The sequence below is a fragment of the Arthrobacter sp. Dra40 genome, from assembly GCF_059091905.1.
This window is the reverse complement of record NZ_JBNHHB010000011.1, coordinates 49,906-65,854: the sequence shown is the minus strand read 5'-3', so window position 1 is coordinate 65,854 and position 15,949 is coordinate 49,906. Positions and strand designations below refer to the sequence as shown.

The 15,949-nt window shown below is 68.7% G+C and carries 15 protein-coding genes; 5 read left to right on the top strand and 10 right to left on the bottom strand.

From position 1 onward, the window contains the following. Nucleotides 1–200 precede the first annotated feature (200 nt). Together gabT and AC5RWT_RS08055 are read left to right on the top strand one after the other, a co-directional pair. Complete coding sequence (gene gabT, locus AC5RWT_RS08060) at nucleotides 201–1,577, top strand: 4-aminobutyrate--2-oxoglutarate transaminase (RefSeq protein ID WP_494079825.1); 1,377 nt, start codon at nucleotides 201–203, stop codon at nucleotides 1,575–1,577. Nucleotides 1,578–1,823: 246 nt separating this feature from the next. After that, nucleotides 1,824–2,687, top strand: a complete 864-nt coding sequence (locus AC5RWT_RS08055; protein WP_494079824.1) for a universal stress protein — start codon at nucleotides 1,824–1,826, stop codon at nucleotides 2,685–2,687. 96 nt (nucleotides 2,688–2,783) lie between these two features. On the opposite strand, the gene AC5RWT_RS08050 is transcribed toward AC5RWT_RS08055, so the two are convergent. The 5 genes from AC5RWT_RS08050 to AC5RWT_RS08030 all read right to left on the bottom strand — a co-directional run bounded on the left by AC5RWT_RS08050 (nucleotide 2,784) and on the right by AC5RWT_RS08030 (nucleotide 5,076). Next, nucleotides 2,784–3,059 (bottom strand): SRPBCC family protein, encoded by a 276-nt coding sequence (locus AC5RWT_RS08050; protein WP_494079823.1) that lies wholly within the window; start codon nucleotides 3,057–3,059, stop codon nucleotides 2,784–2,786. 111 nt (nucleotides 3,060–3,170) lie between these two features. Further along, the gene (locus tag AC5RWT_RS08045; protein WP_494079822.1) at nucleotides 3,171–3,482 is read right to left on the bottom strand and encodes a hypothetical protein; all 312 of its coding nucleotides are present in this window, start codon (nucleotides 3,480–3,482) and stop codon (nucleotides 3,171–3,173) included. A 57-nt stretch (nucleotides 3,483–3,539) separates the two neighbouring features. After that, entirely contained in the window at nucleotides 3,540–4,394 is an 855-nt protein-coding gene (locus AC5RWT_RS08040) for a DUF817 domain-containing protein (RefSeq protein WP_494079821.1), read from the bottom strand. Continuing rightward, a complete protein-coding gene (locus AC5RWT_RS08035; RefSeq protein WP_494042634.1) occupies nucleotides 4,391–4,597 on the bottom strand; it encodes a helix-turn-helix domain-containing protein in 207 nt (68 codons plus the stop codon). The genes AC5RWT_RS08040 and AC5RWT_RS08035 overlap by 4 nt, the downstream gene beginning before the upstream one ends. Beyond that, the gene (locus AC5RWT_RS08030) at nucleotides 4,597–5,076 is read right to left on the bottom strand and encodes a DUF2975 domain-containing protein (protein ID WP_494042633.1); all 480 of its coding nucleotides are present in this window, start codon (nucleotides 5,074–5,076) and stop codon (nucleotides 4,597–4,599) included. Before AC5RWT_RS08030 ends, AC5RWT_RS08035 begins: the two co-directional genes overlap by 1 nt. 227 nt (nucleotides 5,077–5,303) lie before the next feature. Between AC5RWT_RS08030 and AC5RWT_RS08025 the strand changes: the two genes are divergently transcribed. From AC5RWT_RS08025 to AC5RWT_RS08015, 3 genes are read left to right on the top strand one after another with little or no spacing between them, the layout of a single operon-like run. After that, nucleotides 5,304–6,356 (top strand): efflux RND transporter periplasmic adaptor subunit, encoded by a 1,053-nt coding sequence (locus tag AC5RWT_RS08025; protein ID WP_494079820.1) that lies wholly within the window; start codon nucleotides 5,304–5,306, stop codon nucleotides 6,354–6,356. Further along, complete coding sequence (locus AC5RWT_RS08020; protein ID WP_494042631.1) at nucleotides 6,353–7,066, top strand: ABC transporter ATP-binding protein; 714 nt, start codon at nucleotides 6,353–6,355, stop codon at nucleotides 7,064–7,066. Before AC5RWT_RS08025 ends, AC5RWT_RS08020 begins: the two co-directional genes overlap by 4 nt. Next, nucleotides 7,063–8,256, top strand: a complete 1,194-nt coding sequence (locus tag AC5RWT_RS08015; protein ID WP_494079819.1) for an ABC transporter permease — start codon at nucleotides 7,063–7,065, stop codon at nucleotides 8,254–8,256. Before AC5RWT_RS08020 ends, AC5RWT_RS08015 begins: the two co-directional genes overlap by 4 nt. Here the strand turns inward: AC5RWT_RS08015 and rarD are convergent. From rarD to AC5RWT_RS07990, 5 genes are all read right to left on the bottom strand, one after another. Then, nucleotides 8,253–9,281, bottom strand: a complete 1,029-nt coding sequence (rarD, locus tag AC5RWT_RS08010; protein WP_494079855.1) for an EamA family transporter RarD — start codon at nucleotides 9,279–9,281, stop codon at nucleotides 8,253–8,255. The genes AC5RWT_RS08015 and rarD overlap by 4 nt on opposite strands. 82 nt (nucleotides 9,282–9,363) lie before the next feature. After that, nucleotides 9,364–10,362 (bottom strand): DUF6177 family protein, encoded by a 999-nt coding sequence (locus tag AC5RWT_RS08005; protein ID WP_494079818.1) that lies wholly within the window; start codon nucleotides 10,360–10,362, stop codon nucleotides 9,364–9,366. Next, entirely contained in the window at nucleotides 10,359–10,796 is a 438-nt protein-coding gene (locus tag AC5RWT_RS08000; protein ID WP_494079817.1) for a hypothetical protein, read from the bottom strand. Before AC5RWT_RS08000 ends, AC5RWT_RS08005 begins: the two co-directional genes overlap by 4 nt. After that, entirely contained in the window at nucleotides 10,789–14,835 is a 4,047-nt protein-coding gene (gene eccCa / locus AC5RWT_RS07995; RefSeq protein ID WP_494079816.1) for a type VII secretion protein EccCa, read from the bottom strand. The genes AC5RWT_RS08000 and eccCa overlap by 8 nt, the downstream gene beginning before the upstream one ends. Next, nucleotides 14,832–15,932: a nucleotide-binding protein gene (locus AC5RWT_RS07990; protein ID WP_494079815.1), complete on the bottom strand. Its 1,101-nt coding sequence runs from the start codon at nucleotides 15,930–15,932 to the stop codon at nucleotides 14,832–14,834. The genes eccCa and AC5RWT_RS07990 overlap by 4 nt, the downstream gene beginning before the upstream one ends. Nucleotides 15,933–15,949: the final 17 nt, after the last annotated feature.

The following is a 15,949-nucleotide window of genomic DNA, read 5'->3' as shown; positions in this document are numbered from 1 at the left end:
GCGTGATGGCGCATTGGCTGTGCGGGGCGCCATAGGCAGCATTCGGGCGAAAACCGTAATCTCGCTGTAGAGCACGGCTTCCCTTGGCACGCGCTGTCCGACGGCTGAACGACCTCCACCACGGCCCCGCGGCTGTGACGCGCGTGCGCCGGGCGTCCAGGCTGCCGGCGGCATCACCACCCCAACGTGAAAGGCACACCATGACCACTCAGACGACCCAGTACCGGCTTGAACAGAAGCGCGATGTCTCCGCGGGCTTCCCCGGCCCCAAGTCCGCTGAACTGACCGCCCGCCGCAGCGCCGTGGTGGCCGGTGGCGTCGCCTCCAGCGTCCCGGTCTACGTGGCGGACGCCGACGGCGGCATCATCACCGATGTGGACGGCAACTCGTTCATCGACCTGGGCTCAGGCATTGCGGTCACCAGCGTCGGCGCCTCGGACCCCGCCGTCGTCGCCGCGGTGCAGGATCAGGTCGCCAAGTTCACCCACACCTGCTTCATGGTCAGCCCTTACGAGGGCTACATTGCGGTGGCCGAGAAGCTCGCCGAGCTGACCCCGGGCGACCACGAGAAGCGCTCCGTGCTGTTCAACTCCGGCGCCGAAGCAGTTGAGAACGCTGTGAAGGTGGCACGCATCGCCACTGGGCGCACCGCCGTCGTCGCTTTTGACCACGCCTACCACGGCCGCACTAACCTGACGATGGGTCTGACCGCCAAGGCCAACCCGTACAAGTCCAGCCCGGCCGGCAGCTTCGGTCCGTTCGCCCCGGAGATCTACCGGGTGCCGATGAGCTACCCGTACCGCGAGGAAGCCGAGATCAAGGGCGAGGACGCAGCCCGCCGCGCGATCGCCATGATCGAGAAGCAGGTGGGCGCCGAGAACGTGGCAGCCATCCTGATCGAGCCGATCCAGGGCGAGGGCGGCTTCATTGTCCCGGCCGAGGGCTTCCTGCCGGCGCTGGCGGAGTGGGCCAAGGAGAAGGGCGTGGTCTTCATTGCGGACGAGGTCCAGTCCGGATTCTGCCGCACCGGTTCCTGGTTCGCCTCGGAGCACGACGGCGTGGTGCCCGACATCATCACGATGGCCAAGGGCATCGCCGGCGGCATGCCGCTGTCCGCCATCACCGGCCGCGCCGAACTGATGGACGCCGTGCACCCGGGCGGGCTGGGCGGCACGTACGGCGGCAACCCGGTGGCCTGTGCGGCCGCGCTGGCCGCGATCGAGACCATGGAGGCCCAGGACCTCAGCGCCCAGGCCCGCCACATCGAGGAGCAGGTCATGGGCCGGCTGCGGAAGCTGGCCGAGGAAGTCGACATCATCGGCGACCTGCGCGGCCGCGGCGCGATGCTGGCGATGGAGTTCGTCAAGCCGGGAACCGGCGCGACCACCAAGGATCCGAACGCCGAGGCCACCAAGGAGATCGCCGCGGCCTGCCTGCAGGAAGGCGTCATCATCCTCACCTGCGGCACCTACGGCAACGTGGTGCGCCTGCTGCCGCCGCTGGTCATCGGCGACGAGCTGCTGGCCGACGCTTTGGACGTGCTGGAGGCCGCCATCCGCAAGGTAGCTGCGGCCTAGCCCTCGTTACGTCCCGCCGGGGCGGCTGCCGGATTCCTTCGTCCTGCGGGACGGGCGTCCGGTGGCCGCCCCGCGGTCGTTCCAGACAGTTTCGGGCGCGGGCGGGACGTACGGCTCCAGCCTGTTTCCGCCCTGTTGCCACGGGCGCTCGCAGACTAGAGTCGGAACCACAGTCGCCTCATGGGATGCGGATGTGCCGGCGCCGTCGCATCCGCTGCTCCATGGACACGGACGAGGGGTAGTCGCATGCGCTATGTAGTGGGTTACCAGCCGGACGACCGGGGAGCGGATGCCGTGGCGCTGGCCGTGGCCATCGCCCGGACCCAGGGAACCGGGCTGGACATTGTCTACGTGGTGGCCGACAGCGCTCCTTATGCAGCACTGAACCCCGAAGGCACGCGCGTCAGCGCCAGCGAGCAGGAAATCAACACCGCACGCCGCGAGGCCCTGAAATTGATTCCGTCAGATGTGCATGCCGAATTCAAGGTGCGGTCAGCCGACTCTTTCGCCGAAGGCTTGATCGCCGCCGGCGAGGAAGCCGGTGCCCGGCTGATCGTCATCGGGGCCAGCAGCAACAGTTTGTTCAAGCGCTTCACGGTGGGCAGCGTGGCCAATGCGCTGTTGCATGCCTCGCCAATTCCGGTGGCCTTGGCGCCGCGCGGGTATCAGCGGACGGAGCCCTTGACCCGGCTGACCGCATTCATCGGCGAGCGGCAAGGCGCCCAGGCCGCGCGTGATGTGGCCCTGAACGCGGCCTCCCGCCGCGGCCTGCAGTTGCGGCTGGTCTCCCTGGTCTCACTGGATACGCGGGAGGACTCCGACAGCGGCGAAGCCATCCACAGTGCCCACTTGCATGCCAACTCGGTGCTCGCCTCCGCCGCCACCGAACTGCCCCCGGGCAAGGCCACGGTGACCGTGGCGCACGGGCGGAACATCGAGGAAGCCATCGACTCGCTGGACTGGGACGACGGAGAGTTGGTGGTCGTTGGCTCCAGCCGGCTGGCCCAGCACAACCGGCTGTTCCTCGGCGCCACCGCGCACAAGGTCCTCCGCTCGCTGCCGGTGCCCATGGTGGTGGTCCCGCGCGAAGTCGACGGGCTGCGGGATTAGCGTTCGGCCGGTCCGCCCGACTCCAGAATCGATTTGATCCGTGCCAGGTCCTTGCGGTTGGCCTGCTTCATCATGAATCCGACGAACGGAGCAAGGTTAGGTGGTCTGCATGGGAAAGGGTCCCTGCGTCGTCCGCATGACCAGTTTTTCGTCCGGACGGAACTCTACGACTTGGTAGGTGTAGGAGAGACGCCGGCCAAGGAAGGCGGCCTTAAAGGCAACGCTGGACCCTACCGACAGAGGCCCGGGAGTCTCCCAGCGGACCGAATCGATGTTCTGGTACCACGCGGGGGCGTTGTCCGGGTCGGCAGCATACTCGGCAACACGTTCCCGTGGAACGCCGATCATCAGCTCGGTAGTGACGTCAACCATGCTTCATCGTCCCAAACCGGTGGTGGACAAGCCAGCCGTGATTCTCAGGTCAGCGCCTGCCCTCAGGAGCGCGTCCCGGATCAGACCGAGGGTCCGCGTCGTCGAGAGCCTTCAAGAACTTCCGCCGTTCACCGTCATCAATGACCAGCTCGACTTGCTTTGCTTGCGGCGGCGCGACAATCCGCGGCCCGTTGTAGACGGTGCCCAAGTACAGATCGTTGAACACGCTTCCCGAATTCGCCATCGGGCGGGCAACTTGCGCTTGCCGCCCCGGAGCAAGCGGACCACGGTCACCACCACGGCAAGGATCATCAGGCCTTGGATGCCATACCCGGCCCAGTCTTTGTGGCCGGACACATGCAGGCCGGCAATGGCCAGGATGACCCCGAACGTCAAAGCAGTAATGCCGCCGGTCCCGCGCATTGCCCCTCCTGGTGGCCGGGCGGCCCTCAGCGGCGCGCCTGTGTGAACAGGCTACCGTCAGCGTGGCGGTTCAACAGCGGGCACCGCGCCGGCCCCGCCGTAGAAGCGGCCCTCCTGCGATTTCACGGCAGCCACCAGGACGAAGCTGAGGCTGACCAGCAGAGCCCAGGATCCCCACTTGCCCACGTGGACCATCTGCCAGATCTGGGCCTGGTCCGGATACTGCCAGGCGCCCAGCAGGGTGGCGGCGTTCTCGGCGACCCATAGGAAGAAGCCGATGAGGACAAAGGACAGGCTCAGCGGCATGGCATAGCGGCGCGGCCCCACGGTGAAGGACGCCCGGCTGCGCCACAGCACCACAACGAAGCCGGCGGCAATCACCCAGCGCAGGTCCGGCAGGTAGTGGTGGGTGTAAAAGTTCGCGTAGGCGGCCACGGCCAGTGCGGCGGCCGGGACCCACGGGAAGCTGTTGATCCGCAGGTCAAAACGGCGGAACGCCTGGCAAATGTATGAGCCGACGGCGGCGTACATGAACCCGGAGTAGAGCGGCACTCCCGCAACCTTGGTCCACGCGTCCTCCGGGTAGGACCACGAGCCCATCTGGACCTTGAACATTTCCAGCGCCAGCCCGACCAGGTGGAAGCCGAAGATGACCGCCACCTCGCGGCCCGTTTCCAGCCGCAGCAGGTAGAAAACCGCGGTGAGAACCAACCCGTAAACCAGCAGGGCATCGTAGCGGGGGAGCGGCAGATGCACTGCCGTACTCACCGCGAGGCCCGCAAAAATCGCGGCGGCGAACAGACAGCATTGCACCTGCAGCCAGGCGAACCGGAGCAGCTGGACCACGGCTGACGCGGCGCGTCGGAGGGCTGCGAGCGGCGGGGCAGCGGCTGCGGCGCCGATGCCGGTCACTCGTCAACCCACTCAAGCAAGTCGCCGGGTTGGCATTCCAGCACCCGGCACATCGCGTCCAAGGTGCTGAAGCGGACGGCTTTGGCCCGGCCGTTCTTCAGCACTGCCACGTTGGCGGGCGTGAGCCCCACCCGCTCGGCGAACTCCCCGACGCTCATCTTTCGTTTCGCCAGCTCGACGTCGATGCGCACCACGATCGGCATCAGATCACCGCGTCCATGTCGGTCCTCAGGGTGATGGCCTGGCGCAGCACGGCCCGCAAGACCACCAACAGCAGCCCGAGCACCGCCCCGGCAACCACAAACAAGAACAGGAGCAGCGGCAGCCCCGGATCGTTGGCATTGAACCCCACGAACAGGAAGACGCCAAGCAGCAGGATCCAGGCGGCGACCACGGCCCATACGATGACGTCCACCCAGGCCAGGGACGCCTTGCTGAAAATCCGGTCGTGCTTGACCAGGGTGAGCAGTTTCCAGGTGCTGACGATCACGGTCTGGACGCACAGCACTTCCACGATCGAGAACAGCGTCAGCGGCCACTGCAGGTAGGCCAGCTGCGGAGATTCCGCTGCCATGTGGGCGAATTGTCCCGGCAGCGACATCACCTGGAACAAGAGGAGCAGGGCAAATGCCACCACCAGCAGGACCCTGAGGGCGGTGACCGCAAGATATGTCTTTCGCATCCATCGAGTATCGCTTCTTTCCTATCGAATATCAATCGACCCGAGAGGAGGGGCTGATGGATGGCCGGGCCTCGCCGTAACGATCCCGGTGGCTGCCGTGTCCTTGGCGCGGCGGCGCTGCCGGTGAATGGTAACCTCCGTCACAAGCGGAGTTTGTCGCAGGCATTGTCCTGAACACCCCGCAGTCTCGTGCGCCGCGGCGCGCATCGTATAGAGGGGGATCCTGCATGCGCGTTCTGCGGCGCTACGTCTTTCCGGTGGCCTGGCTGGCGATTTTCGCCGTCATCGCCGTCGCACTCTTCAAGCTCGCCTTCGTGGACGGCATGCGCGCCGAGGCGGTCACCGAGCAGCCCACGGCCCAACTGGTCACGCCCAGCATCCCGGCAACGCTGGGGACGGTGACCAATGTGGTGCAGATCGAGGGGTCGGTGACCAGCGACGCGGCCGTGGCCGTGCGCAGCACCGCCGAGGGGACGGTCAACTTCCTGTTTGTCGACGCCGGTGCGAACGTGTCCAAGGGCGACCCCCTGTTCCAGGTGCAGAAACTGGTGGAACCGGACCCCACCCGGCTGGCGGTTGAGCCGGACCCTGATGAGGAACCGGCCCCGCCGCCCGCCCCCGTGTACACGTACCTGAACGTGGTGGCCCCGGCGGCGGGCAAGCTCACCGAGCTGTCCGTGTTGGTGGACCAGCAGGTATCGGTCGGTGCCGACGCCGCCACCATTTCGCCCGGCACGTTTTCGGTCACCGGGACCTTGACCGCCGACCAGCAGTTCCGGCTGCTGGACCGCCCCAGCTCGGCCACCGTGACCGTCAACGGCGGTCCGGCGCCGTTCGACTGCAAGGCTGTGACGGTCGGGGAAGCGCCGGACGGCGACGGCGCGGAGCCGGTGCAGGGGAAGCCCATGGACCCCTTCGGGCCGATGGAACTTCCGGCCGCGGCAACCGGGACGGTCAATTGCGCGGTACCCGCGGACGTCAAGGTATTCGCCGGCTTGGGCGCCACCATCGACATCACCGCAGGAACCGCGGAAAACGTGGTGGTTGTACCCACCACGGCCGTCCAGGGATCAGTGGACACCGGGCTGGTCTGGGTGGTGGAGAACGACGGCGGTGCACCGGTCGAGCGCTCCGTCACCCTGGGCCTGAACGACGGCATGCAGGTGGAGATCGTTGACGGGATCGCCGAAGGCGACATGGTCCTGCAATTCATCCCGGGGGCTCCCGGGGAGCAAATGATGCCCGGTATGGAGGGCGGCTTCGGGATGGTCGGCGGATGAGTGCCGCGGTGACGGGCGCGCCGTTGCTCGAACTGCACGGTGTGACCCGGAGCGTGCAGATCCCGGACCGCGACCCGCTGCACATCCTGCAGGGCATCGACCTGAGTATCAGCACCGGAGACCATGTCTCGATCCAGGGGCGTTCCGGATCCGGTAAATCGACGCTGTTGAATATCCTCGGGCTGCTGGACGTGCCCACCACGGGCGAGCTGTACTTCGACGGGCGGCCGGTTTCCTCAATGGGGGAGAAGCAGCGCGCCGTCGCCCGCGGCGCCCAGGTGGGATTCATCTTCCAGCAGTTCAACCTGCTGCCCGGCCGCACTGCCTTGGAGAACGTCATGACGCCCCTGCTCTATGCGCGCGGCACACAGTTCTGGCAGCGCGAGCGGCTGGCCGCCAGGATGTTGGAGCGGGTTGGCCTGGGCGACCGGCTGCGCGAGAAGCCGCACAAGCTCTCCGGCGGCGAGCAGCAGCGGATCGCCATTGCCCGGGCGTTGGTGCGTTCGCCCAAGCTGATCCTGGCGGACGAGCCCACCGGCGCCTTGGACATCGAGACCGGACAGCGGGTGATGGCGCTGTTGGACGACGTGGCGCTGGAGTCGGGCGCGGCGCTGGTGACCATCACCCACGACGTGAATGTTGCGGCACTGGCCCAGCGGCACTACCGGCTGGGCGACGGCATCCTCAACGCCCCGGAGTTGGCGGCATGACCGGCGTCGTGGCCCTGCTGGTCGAGGCGTGGGCCGAGCTGCGCATCCACAAAACCAGGATCCTCTTGGCACTGATCGGGGTGGCGCTGTCGGTCGCGGCGCTAACCACCGTCGTGGGGCTCGGCAACATGGCCCGGGAGGGCATGGTGCAGGCGCAGGAGCAATCCGGCGGACGTGCGGCCACTGTGTCGGTTGAGGTTTTCACGGAGACAGGAAATGAGGACCCAGCGGTGCTCAAAGCCGCCTTCGACTCGCTGGTGGAACGCTACGCCGTGGAGTACGCGAGCCGGCGCGCCTTCGGCCAGGTCTCCTTCCAGTTTCCGCATGGCGTGCTGGCGACCGAAACCACGGTGGTGGACCGAAGCTACGGCCAGATGCGGCGGGTGAACTTGGCTGCCGGCCGCTGGTTCACCGAGGCGGACGCCGCGGCGCTGGCGCCGGCGGTGATCATCAACGAAGCGTTCCACCGCCAGTTGGGCGAACCCGATCTGGCGGTGAACCCGGTGGTGCAGATTTTCCAGCAGCGGCCGATCGCTGCCACGGTCGTGGGTGTCACGCCGGACGGCCACGAGGACGCCATGCCGGCAGCCATGATGCTCACCGCCCAGTACGAACGCTGGGGTTTGGGCGGGGCAGGAGGGCCTCCTCCGACGTTGGAGATGTGGCTTCCGGTCGACGCCGAACCGGGCCTCACGGCCGCGATCGCCGGCGATCTGCAGGCCCAATTCCCCGATGCCCACGTGCAGGCCTACCGCAGCGACTATGCCGCCTGGGGCGACCCGTTCGAGGGCATTCAGTGGGCGGTGGGCGGCATCGCCGGCTTGGTGCTGCTGCTGGGGGCGGTGGGGCTGCTCAATATCTCCATGGTCACGGTCAAGTACCGGGTCCGGGAGATCGGCATCAGGCGCAGCTTCGGTGCGACGTCGGGCCGCATCTTCTTCGGCGTCATGCTCGAATCGGTGGTCGCGACCTTCGTGGCCGGTGTGGTCGGGGTGATGCTCGCCGTCGCGGTGGTGAAGAGCCCGTGGATCCAGGACCTGATTGCCCAGGGCATCAGCGAACTGCCGCCGTTCCCGGTGGAGGCGGCGTTGATCGGCATCGGCGCCGCCACCGCCGTCGGCGCGCTGGCCGGCCTGATCCCCGCGCTGGTGGCCGTCCGGGTGAAGGTCATCGACGCGATCCGCTACTAGCGTGCCTGGGCAGTGGCGGTTGCGGCGCCGGCCTTGGGCGCTCTCTTGAGGGCAACCACCATGTCGGCCGTCAGGATGGCCAGGGAGAGCCAGACCAGGCTGAAGCCGATCCAACGTTCCAGCGGCATGGGCTCGTGCAGGAAGACCAAGGCGGTGATGAACTGCAGGATCGGCGCCAGATACTGCAGCATGCCGACCGTGCTGAGCGGCAGCCGGCGGGCGGCGGCGCCGAAGAACAGCAGCGGCAGGGCGGTGATCAGGCCGCTGGCAGCCATCAGCCAGAAGTGGCCGGTGCCTTCGGAGAGCAGGGTCGCCTGGCTGCCGGCCAACAGGATGAGCATGATCACCACGGAGACCGGTGCCAGCACCAATGTTTCCACGCTGAGGCTGGTGACGGCATCGACGCGGCCGCCGACGCGATTCTTGACCAGGCCGTAGAACCCAAAGCTGAGCGCCAGGATCAGTGCAATCCAGGGCACGTTGCCGTAGCCGAACGCCAGCACCAGCACCGCGATGAACGCTACGCCCATCGCGACCCACTGTGCCGGGCGCAGCCGTTCCTTGAGCAGGATGACGCCAAGCAGCACGGAGACCAGCGGGTTGATGAAGTACCCCAGTGAGGCTTCGATGGCCTGGCCGCTGAGGACGGCGAACGTGTAGGTGAACCAGTTGACCGCGATGAGCCCGGCGGCCAGGGACAAGGTTGCGAAGGTGCGCCAGTTGGTCAGGGCCGCCCGGAAAGTGCGCCAGCCGCGCAGCGCGGTGATCAGCAGGAAGCAGAACAGCAGCGACCAGACAATCCGGTTGGCCACGATCTCCAGCGGACCGGCCGGTATCAGGGCGGTGAAGTACAGCGGGAGAATGCCCCAGAGCCCGTAGGCGGCCAGCCCGAAAGCCATGCCGGCTCCAGTCTCGCTGGGACGGCCGCCCTGCTTGCGGAACCGGCCGAGTCCGCGGCGGGCACCTGCATTGGCAACCGCAGCGGCGGGGGCAGAGGGCTGGGAGGAGGCACCGCCGTCGTTCATTGACACGCTGGGACAACCTCCGGTCACGTGGTTCTATTCCGCTGGGTTCTACGCCCACGGTATCCCGAAGTAACCGCCGCGGTCAGAACTTTCCGCCGGCCAGCTTGCCGACCAGTTCTGTGAACTCGTCCAGCGGATGTCGGCGGCCGCCGGAAGGGTCGCGGTGGTAGGTGACGGCGAGCGACTGCAGCGGCGGAACGCCCACCAGCCGGGCGCGCTGGCCGGCCGCGGCCAAGGCCTGCTGCGGGCCAAACAGCTGCAGCGACTCCGGCCCGAAGAACGAACAGGCCGGGACGCTGACGCCGGTGAAGCGGGCCGGGAACGCGAGCCGGTCCAGCAGCATGGTGTGGCCGGCCAGGGCGGTGCGGGCGTGCGCGCGGTGCATGGCGGAGCCGAAGGAGGCCAGTTCGTCCTCGGTCAGCGGGTCCACCGATTCGCAGAACAGCTCCACGGACTCGTGCACGCCGGTGGAGGAGCGGGTCACCGTCAGCACGCCGATGGACGGCACCTCGGTGCCGGGGCGGGGCCGGCCGACCACGATGATGTTGCTGGTCATCGGCGCGGTCTCGTAGCAGTAGCGGGTCAGTTCGGCGGTGTCCCACGGCTCGCTGACCGGCTCGTGGATGCCCCAGCCGACCGGCTCAGCCGCGGTGAGCTCGCGGAACAACGCCGCGGTGAAGTCGCCGATCCGGGTCGATTCGCTGGCCGGATGCAGGATCTCGCCGCGGGCCTGGACCACGCCGTCGGATCCGGCCGGAGCCTGCAAGTAATCCGCTGCGAGCTGTTCCTCGGCGGCGAAGACGTCCCCGTTCCAGCGGTACTGCTGGCCGGTGAAGCCGTTGTAGAACGTGCCGTCGGCCGCGCTGGCCATCCAGATGCAGCCCTCGCGCTGCAGCAACTGGTACAGCGGCAGCGTCAGTTTGCTGGCGCTGGGCGTCATCACCACGAACTGGCGCTCCGAGTCGCGCGCGGCCACGTAGGCGCGGGTGAGCGCGGGGGAGAGGAACGCCAGCGGCTTGTCCTGGAAGACGACGGCGGTCCGTTCGGTGTGGAAATCGAAGGCCGAGGCGTGCATGGTCATCCCTGTTCTCCGGATCCCGGCAGCTGGTGCCCGACGACGGCGCCGCGGCAGCGCACGGCGATGTTCTGCGCCAGCCGGTAGCCCAGCGCTTCGCCGTCCGGGATGCCGTTGCGGATGGTGATCTCCTGCCACCACAGGTCCTGGTGCTCCGGGTCGGCGAAGTCTGGATCGTCGGAGAAGACGGACGGGATCGGCGCACCTTCAACGGCGTTTACGCTGGCTCCGGCAAGCAGCCGGGACACCTCTCCGGGCACGCGGATCAGGCGGGGAAGCTCGACGGCGAACATGGTGGTGCCGTTGCCGTCCTCGACTTCCAGCAGGGTGCTGTCCGCGGCCTGCCGGACGTACTCCTGCGGGACCACGGCCAGCAGCGAGACCATGACCACGTCCTGGTCCGGTTCGTCGAGGGCGACGACGGTGACGGTGTTAGACATCGGCGGTTGCCTCCAGCGGGGTCCACAGGGTCTGCACGGTCTGTACCGGTCCGCCTGAGCGGACCAGCAGGCCGCGGCCGGGCGGCAGCCGGCGAGCGCGCACGTTGTTCAGTAGGCCGCCCTCGGAGCGGTCGCCGGAAAGGATCAGGCCGGTGCTGCCCGAGTCGCGCAGTGCCGCGAAGAACTGCTCGTACATGCCACGGCCGGCGCCGCGCACGCGGCGGGTGAGGATCACGTTCAGCTGCAGCTCCGGGCCCATCGGCAGGTACTCGATCAGCGACCGCAGCGGCCCGGCGCCGCCGGCGGTGAGGATGTCGTAGTCGTCGGACAGCAGCACGATCCGAGGGATGCTGTCCGGCTCGCCGATGCTGTCCTGCATGGCGTCACCGCCGGCGGTCCGCTTGGACAGTTCGGAGGCGATGGCGTTCGCCAGCGGTTCGGCCTGCGCGGCGCTGGGGGCGTAGCCGCCCAGATAGGCATCCGGCACCACATCGGCCAGCGCTCGGCGCGGATCGAAGACCGCGAAGACCAGGTCCCGGGACGGATACTGGGCCACCAGCGAGGAGACCAGCGATCGGACCACGTTGGTCTTGCCGGACTGCTCGTCGCCCATCACGATCAAATGGTGTTCGCCGCGGACCACGTCCAGCATTTCCGGCCCCAGATCCGTCTCCCGCAGGCCCAGCGGCAGCAGGCCCGGCAGCGGCGGGACCTCGATCTCCGCGGCTTCCACCAGTTGCGGCAGGATGCGCACCCGCATGGCGCGGGCATCGGTGGAGGCGGCGACGGCGGCCACCATGTCCCGGGTGCCCTGGGTAGCGGTGTCCGCGTCGGCTGTGCCGTCGATGCGCGGCAGTGCGAAGTGGCCGAAAAGCTTGGCGTCGGTCAGCGCCCGGCCGGGCCGGTCCGCGGGCATGGTCTCGGCGAGTTTGCGGCCGTAGGAGGAGTCGGCCGGGTCGGCCAGCCGCAGCTCGATCTTGGTGCCGAAGAAGGACTGCTGGGCCAGCCGGATCTCATTCTGCCGGTTGGCGGTGGTCACCACGTGGATGCCGTAGCCGCCGCCGCGGGCGATCAAGGCGTGCACGGCCGGTTCGATGTCCTCGAACTCGTCGGTGAGCAGGCCGTAGCCGTCCAGCACCAGCACGATGTCGGCGCTGGGCAGCTCCGGAATCCTGCCTTGGGCGCAGAGTTTGCGCAGCGTGGCCAGCGAGTCCACCTGGTATTTCTCGAAGACGTTCTCGCGCACGGTCAGCATGACGAGCAGTTCTTCCACCGTGCGGCGGACCACCTCGCGGTTGGTGCGCACGGCCACGCCGCCCACATGCGGCAGGCCCTCCAGCGGAATCAGCGAATTCCCCAGCAGATCCACGCAGTAGATGCCCACTTCCTGCGGGCTGTGGGTCATGGCCAGCGAGGCCGCGATGGTGCGCAGCGCGGTGCTCTTGCCCGACTGCGGGCCGCCGATGATGGCCACGTTGCCGCCGGCGGACTTCAGGTCCAGCTCCCAGACGCCCTGCCACTGCTTGGCCGGGTCGTCCAGCAGGCCCACCGGGATCTTCAGCGATCCGCCGCTGGTCAGCCGGATGCCCTGGCTGGTGCTGGTCACCGAACCGGCGGCGGTGTCCAGCGCGACGGCGGCGGGCAGTGGCGGCAGCCAGATGGGATCAACCGCGCGCGGGAACCGGGCCAAGGTGTCCATCAGCGTGGACATCACGGTGGGGCCGGTGGTCCGCTTGGACGCTCCGGTGCGGGCCGGTTTGCCGGCGGACTTGCCGTCGTCGTTCGCCTTCTCCAGGCTGGCCGCGTAGGTGGGCATCGGCAGCACCAAGGGCCCGTCGTCGTCGGCAGTTTCCTGCGCTTCCTGAACCTGCACGTCTTCCAGCGGGCCCGACACATAGCCGGCCTTGAACCGGGTGTAGACGGTGGTGTCCACCTTCAGGTAGCCGAAACCGGGAATGGGCGGCAGGTGGAAGGCGTCCGGGGTGTCCAGCACGGTGCGTGACTCGGATTCCGAGAGCGTGCGCAGCCCGATCCGGTAGGACAGATACGTTTCCAGCCCGCGCAGTTTGCCGGACTCGATCCGCTGGCTGCTCAGCAGCAGGTGCACCCCGATGGACCGGCCAATCCGGCCGATGGACAGGAACAGGTCGATGAAATCCGGCCGGGCGGTGAGCAGTTCGCCGAACTCATCGATGATCACCACCAGGTGCGGCAGCGGCGCCATGGCCTCGCCACGGGCCAGCCGTTCCTGCCGGTGCAGCTGGTAGTCGGTGATGTTGGCGATGTTGCCGGCGGCCTTGAGCACTTCCTGCCGGCGGACCACCTCGCCATTGAGGCTGGAGTAAATGCGCTCGATCAGGCTGGCGTCGTCGGCCAGGTTGGTGATCACGCCGGAGACCTGCGGCGCGTCGGCAAACGGCGCGAAGGTGGCGCCGCCCTTGAAGTCCACCAGGACCATGGACAGCAGCTCCGGCGGATGCGTGGCCAGCAAGCCCAGCACCAGCGACCGCAGCATTTCCGACTTGCCGGAGCCGGTGGCGCCGACGCAGAGCCCGTGCGGGCCCATACCGAACTGCGCGGACTCCTTCAGATCCAGCAGGGCGGGCCGGCCGCGGTCGTCCGGCCCCAGCGGGATGCGCAGGAAATCCACCTCGCTGCGCGGTTTCCAGAGCCGCCTGATGTCCGCCTCGTCGAGCGCCGGGCTGAGGCCCAGCATTTCCAGGAAACTGTCCGAACTGGCGGCGGTGTTGTGTTCCAGCGAGTCCGCCGAGAGCCGCATCGGGGCCAGCTCGCGGGCCAGTGCCTCGGCGGTGGCCACGGCCAGGCCGTCCAAGGTGCCGCGTTCTTCGACCGGTTCCACCGGATCCTGGCGGTAGTTCTGGATCAGGAATCCCGCGTCCGACGGCGGGGCGCCGGCTTCCGCGGCCGTGCCGTCTTGGCTGACGCGCACGCTGACTTCGCCGGGCTCCTGGCCGCGGTCGCCCACCAGATAGACCACGGTGATGCCCAGCTGGGCCAGCCCGGCGTGCCGGTCCGGCAGCACCAGGTCTTCGGGCAGGGTGCCATAGCAGTCGGCCAGCACCAGCAGCCGGGGGAGGTGCTGGCTGGCGCCCTTGAGGTTCTTGGACGATTCGGCCGCCACCACGGCGCGGCGGTTCAATTCATCGGCCAGCACGGCACCGAGCTCGTCCACGGAGCGGGCCATCCGGCGCACCAAACCGGTGGCATGGGCCTGCTTCTGGTCGGCCAGATGCGGCAGCCACAGGGTCCAGTCCCAGTCGCGCAGCCGGTCCTCGCAGGCCGCGATGCCAACCTGCAGGTCTTCCGGCGAGTGGAAGGCGCAGGCCTCGATGAGCAGGTTCCGGGCGGCGTTGAGCACGAACTCGCGGGAACCAATGATGCTGACGTTGCCGGCCGAATCCAGCGGCAGGGTCAGCGGCAGGTCCGGCGACCTTTCGTACCGCTGCTGCAGGATCCGCACTTCGTTGTCCATGAACGTGTCGCGCTGGGCGGTGGCGGGGCCCTGCTCGTTCACGGTGATCTGCCGGCTGATCCGCTCGCCGGAGCCGATCCTGACCTGCAGGAAGTCTTCGTTGCCCCGGCGCCGTTCCCACAGCCGCCGGGTGTTGCGGACGATGTCGAAGAGCGCGCTGGGTTCCGGGTTGCTGGTACGGGCGGTGGTGATGGTCCGCTGCTCGTCGGTGCGCAGCGTGGCCCGGGATTCCTCCAGATACTCCAGATAACGGTCGCGTTCTTCGGCCCGGGTGCGGGCCGCCCGGCCGCGCTGGCCCAGCATCATGATGATGGAAGCCACCACGGTCACGATCATCGCGATGGCGCCGACGGCGGCCAGGCTGTTGCCGCGGAACAGCATCATCACGGTCATGGACAGGCCGGCGCCGAGCAGCGGGATCAGCGCCATGGCGTTCATCCGGCCGGCCTTTTCCGCCATCGGCGGCGGTGCTTCCAGGCTGAACGGCGCCGCCTCGCGGGCCGGGGCAGTGGTGCGGGCCGGCCGGTGGATGATCTTCACGCTCATCGGCCCGTGTGCTCCATCGCCAGGGCCAAGGCGGTGGAGGCCAGCTCCGCCGCCTGAAGCCGGACGGCGCGGGACATCAGTCCGGGTTCGAACTCCACGCCGCTGGCAAGATGCCGGTCGTAGCCCAGCGGCAGCACGGCGAGTCCGTCCCGGGCCAGCGCCTTGGCTTCGGTCATCGGGTCCAGCGGGGCATCCGCGTCGGTCTGGGTCAGCACGGCCAGCAGCCCGGTGCCGGCCAGCTCCGGGGTGGCGGCCCAGGCCGCGGCCGTCCGGCGGACGTCCTGGACACCGGCCACGGAGGCGGGGGCAACCAGCACGGCGAGTTGGGCGGCACCGATGGCCCAGTTGGTGTCCGGGTTCTCGCCCGGGCCCGTGGCACAGTCGTAGACCGCCACCGGGCAGTACCGGGAGATGCTTTGGCCGGCCGCCGAAAGCGCGGCGCCGCCGGCATGGCCGCCGAGCGCGCGCTCTCCGGCCACCCACAGATTGGCGCCGGCGGAAGCCAGCTGCCGGCGCAGGTCGTCGGCACTCGCGGCGGGGCTCTGCTGGAGCACGGCCGCGGCCTCGTCGATGGCCGGGGCGTCCGGCACGCCCAGGCGCAGCGCCAGGGTGCCGCCGGCGGGCGCCAGGTCAACGGCGGCAATGGTGTCCTGCCGGGCCGCGGCATAGAGCGAAGCCAACAGCGCCGCCGTCGTGGTCTTGCCCGCCCCGCCGCGGCTGCCGATCACGGCCATCCGGCGCCCGGTGCTCACGGCGGCCTGCGCCCCGGCGGTGGCCGCGACCAGCCGCTGCGGGTAGTCGTCGGAGGACACCAGGCCCTTCGCGGCGCGCGCGGTGCGGACCAGCCACGGCTCGCCGGGCCGGCTGCGCAGCCGGCGGCGGCGCTGTTCGGCATCGGACTCGAACGGTCCGGCGGCCACCGGCCCGGCGGCGGGGGCCGGTGAGCTCCACGGATCGGCCGCAGCCGCCACACCCGTGAGGCCGACACCCGACGGGGCACCCAGCGGCACGCTGCCCGGACGGGGCTGGCCCGCGGTGAGGTGGCCGGTGGCGGCCTGTTCCCGGGCGATCAAGTCCCTGCGCGAAATCGGTTCCATAGAGTCGGTCCCAGCCT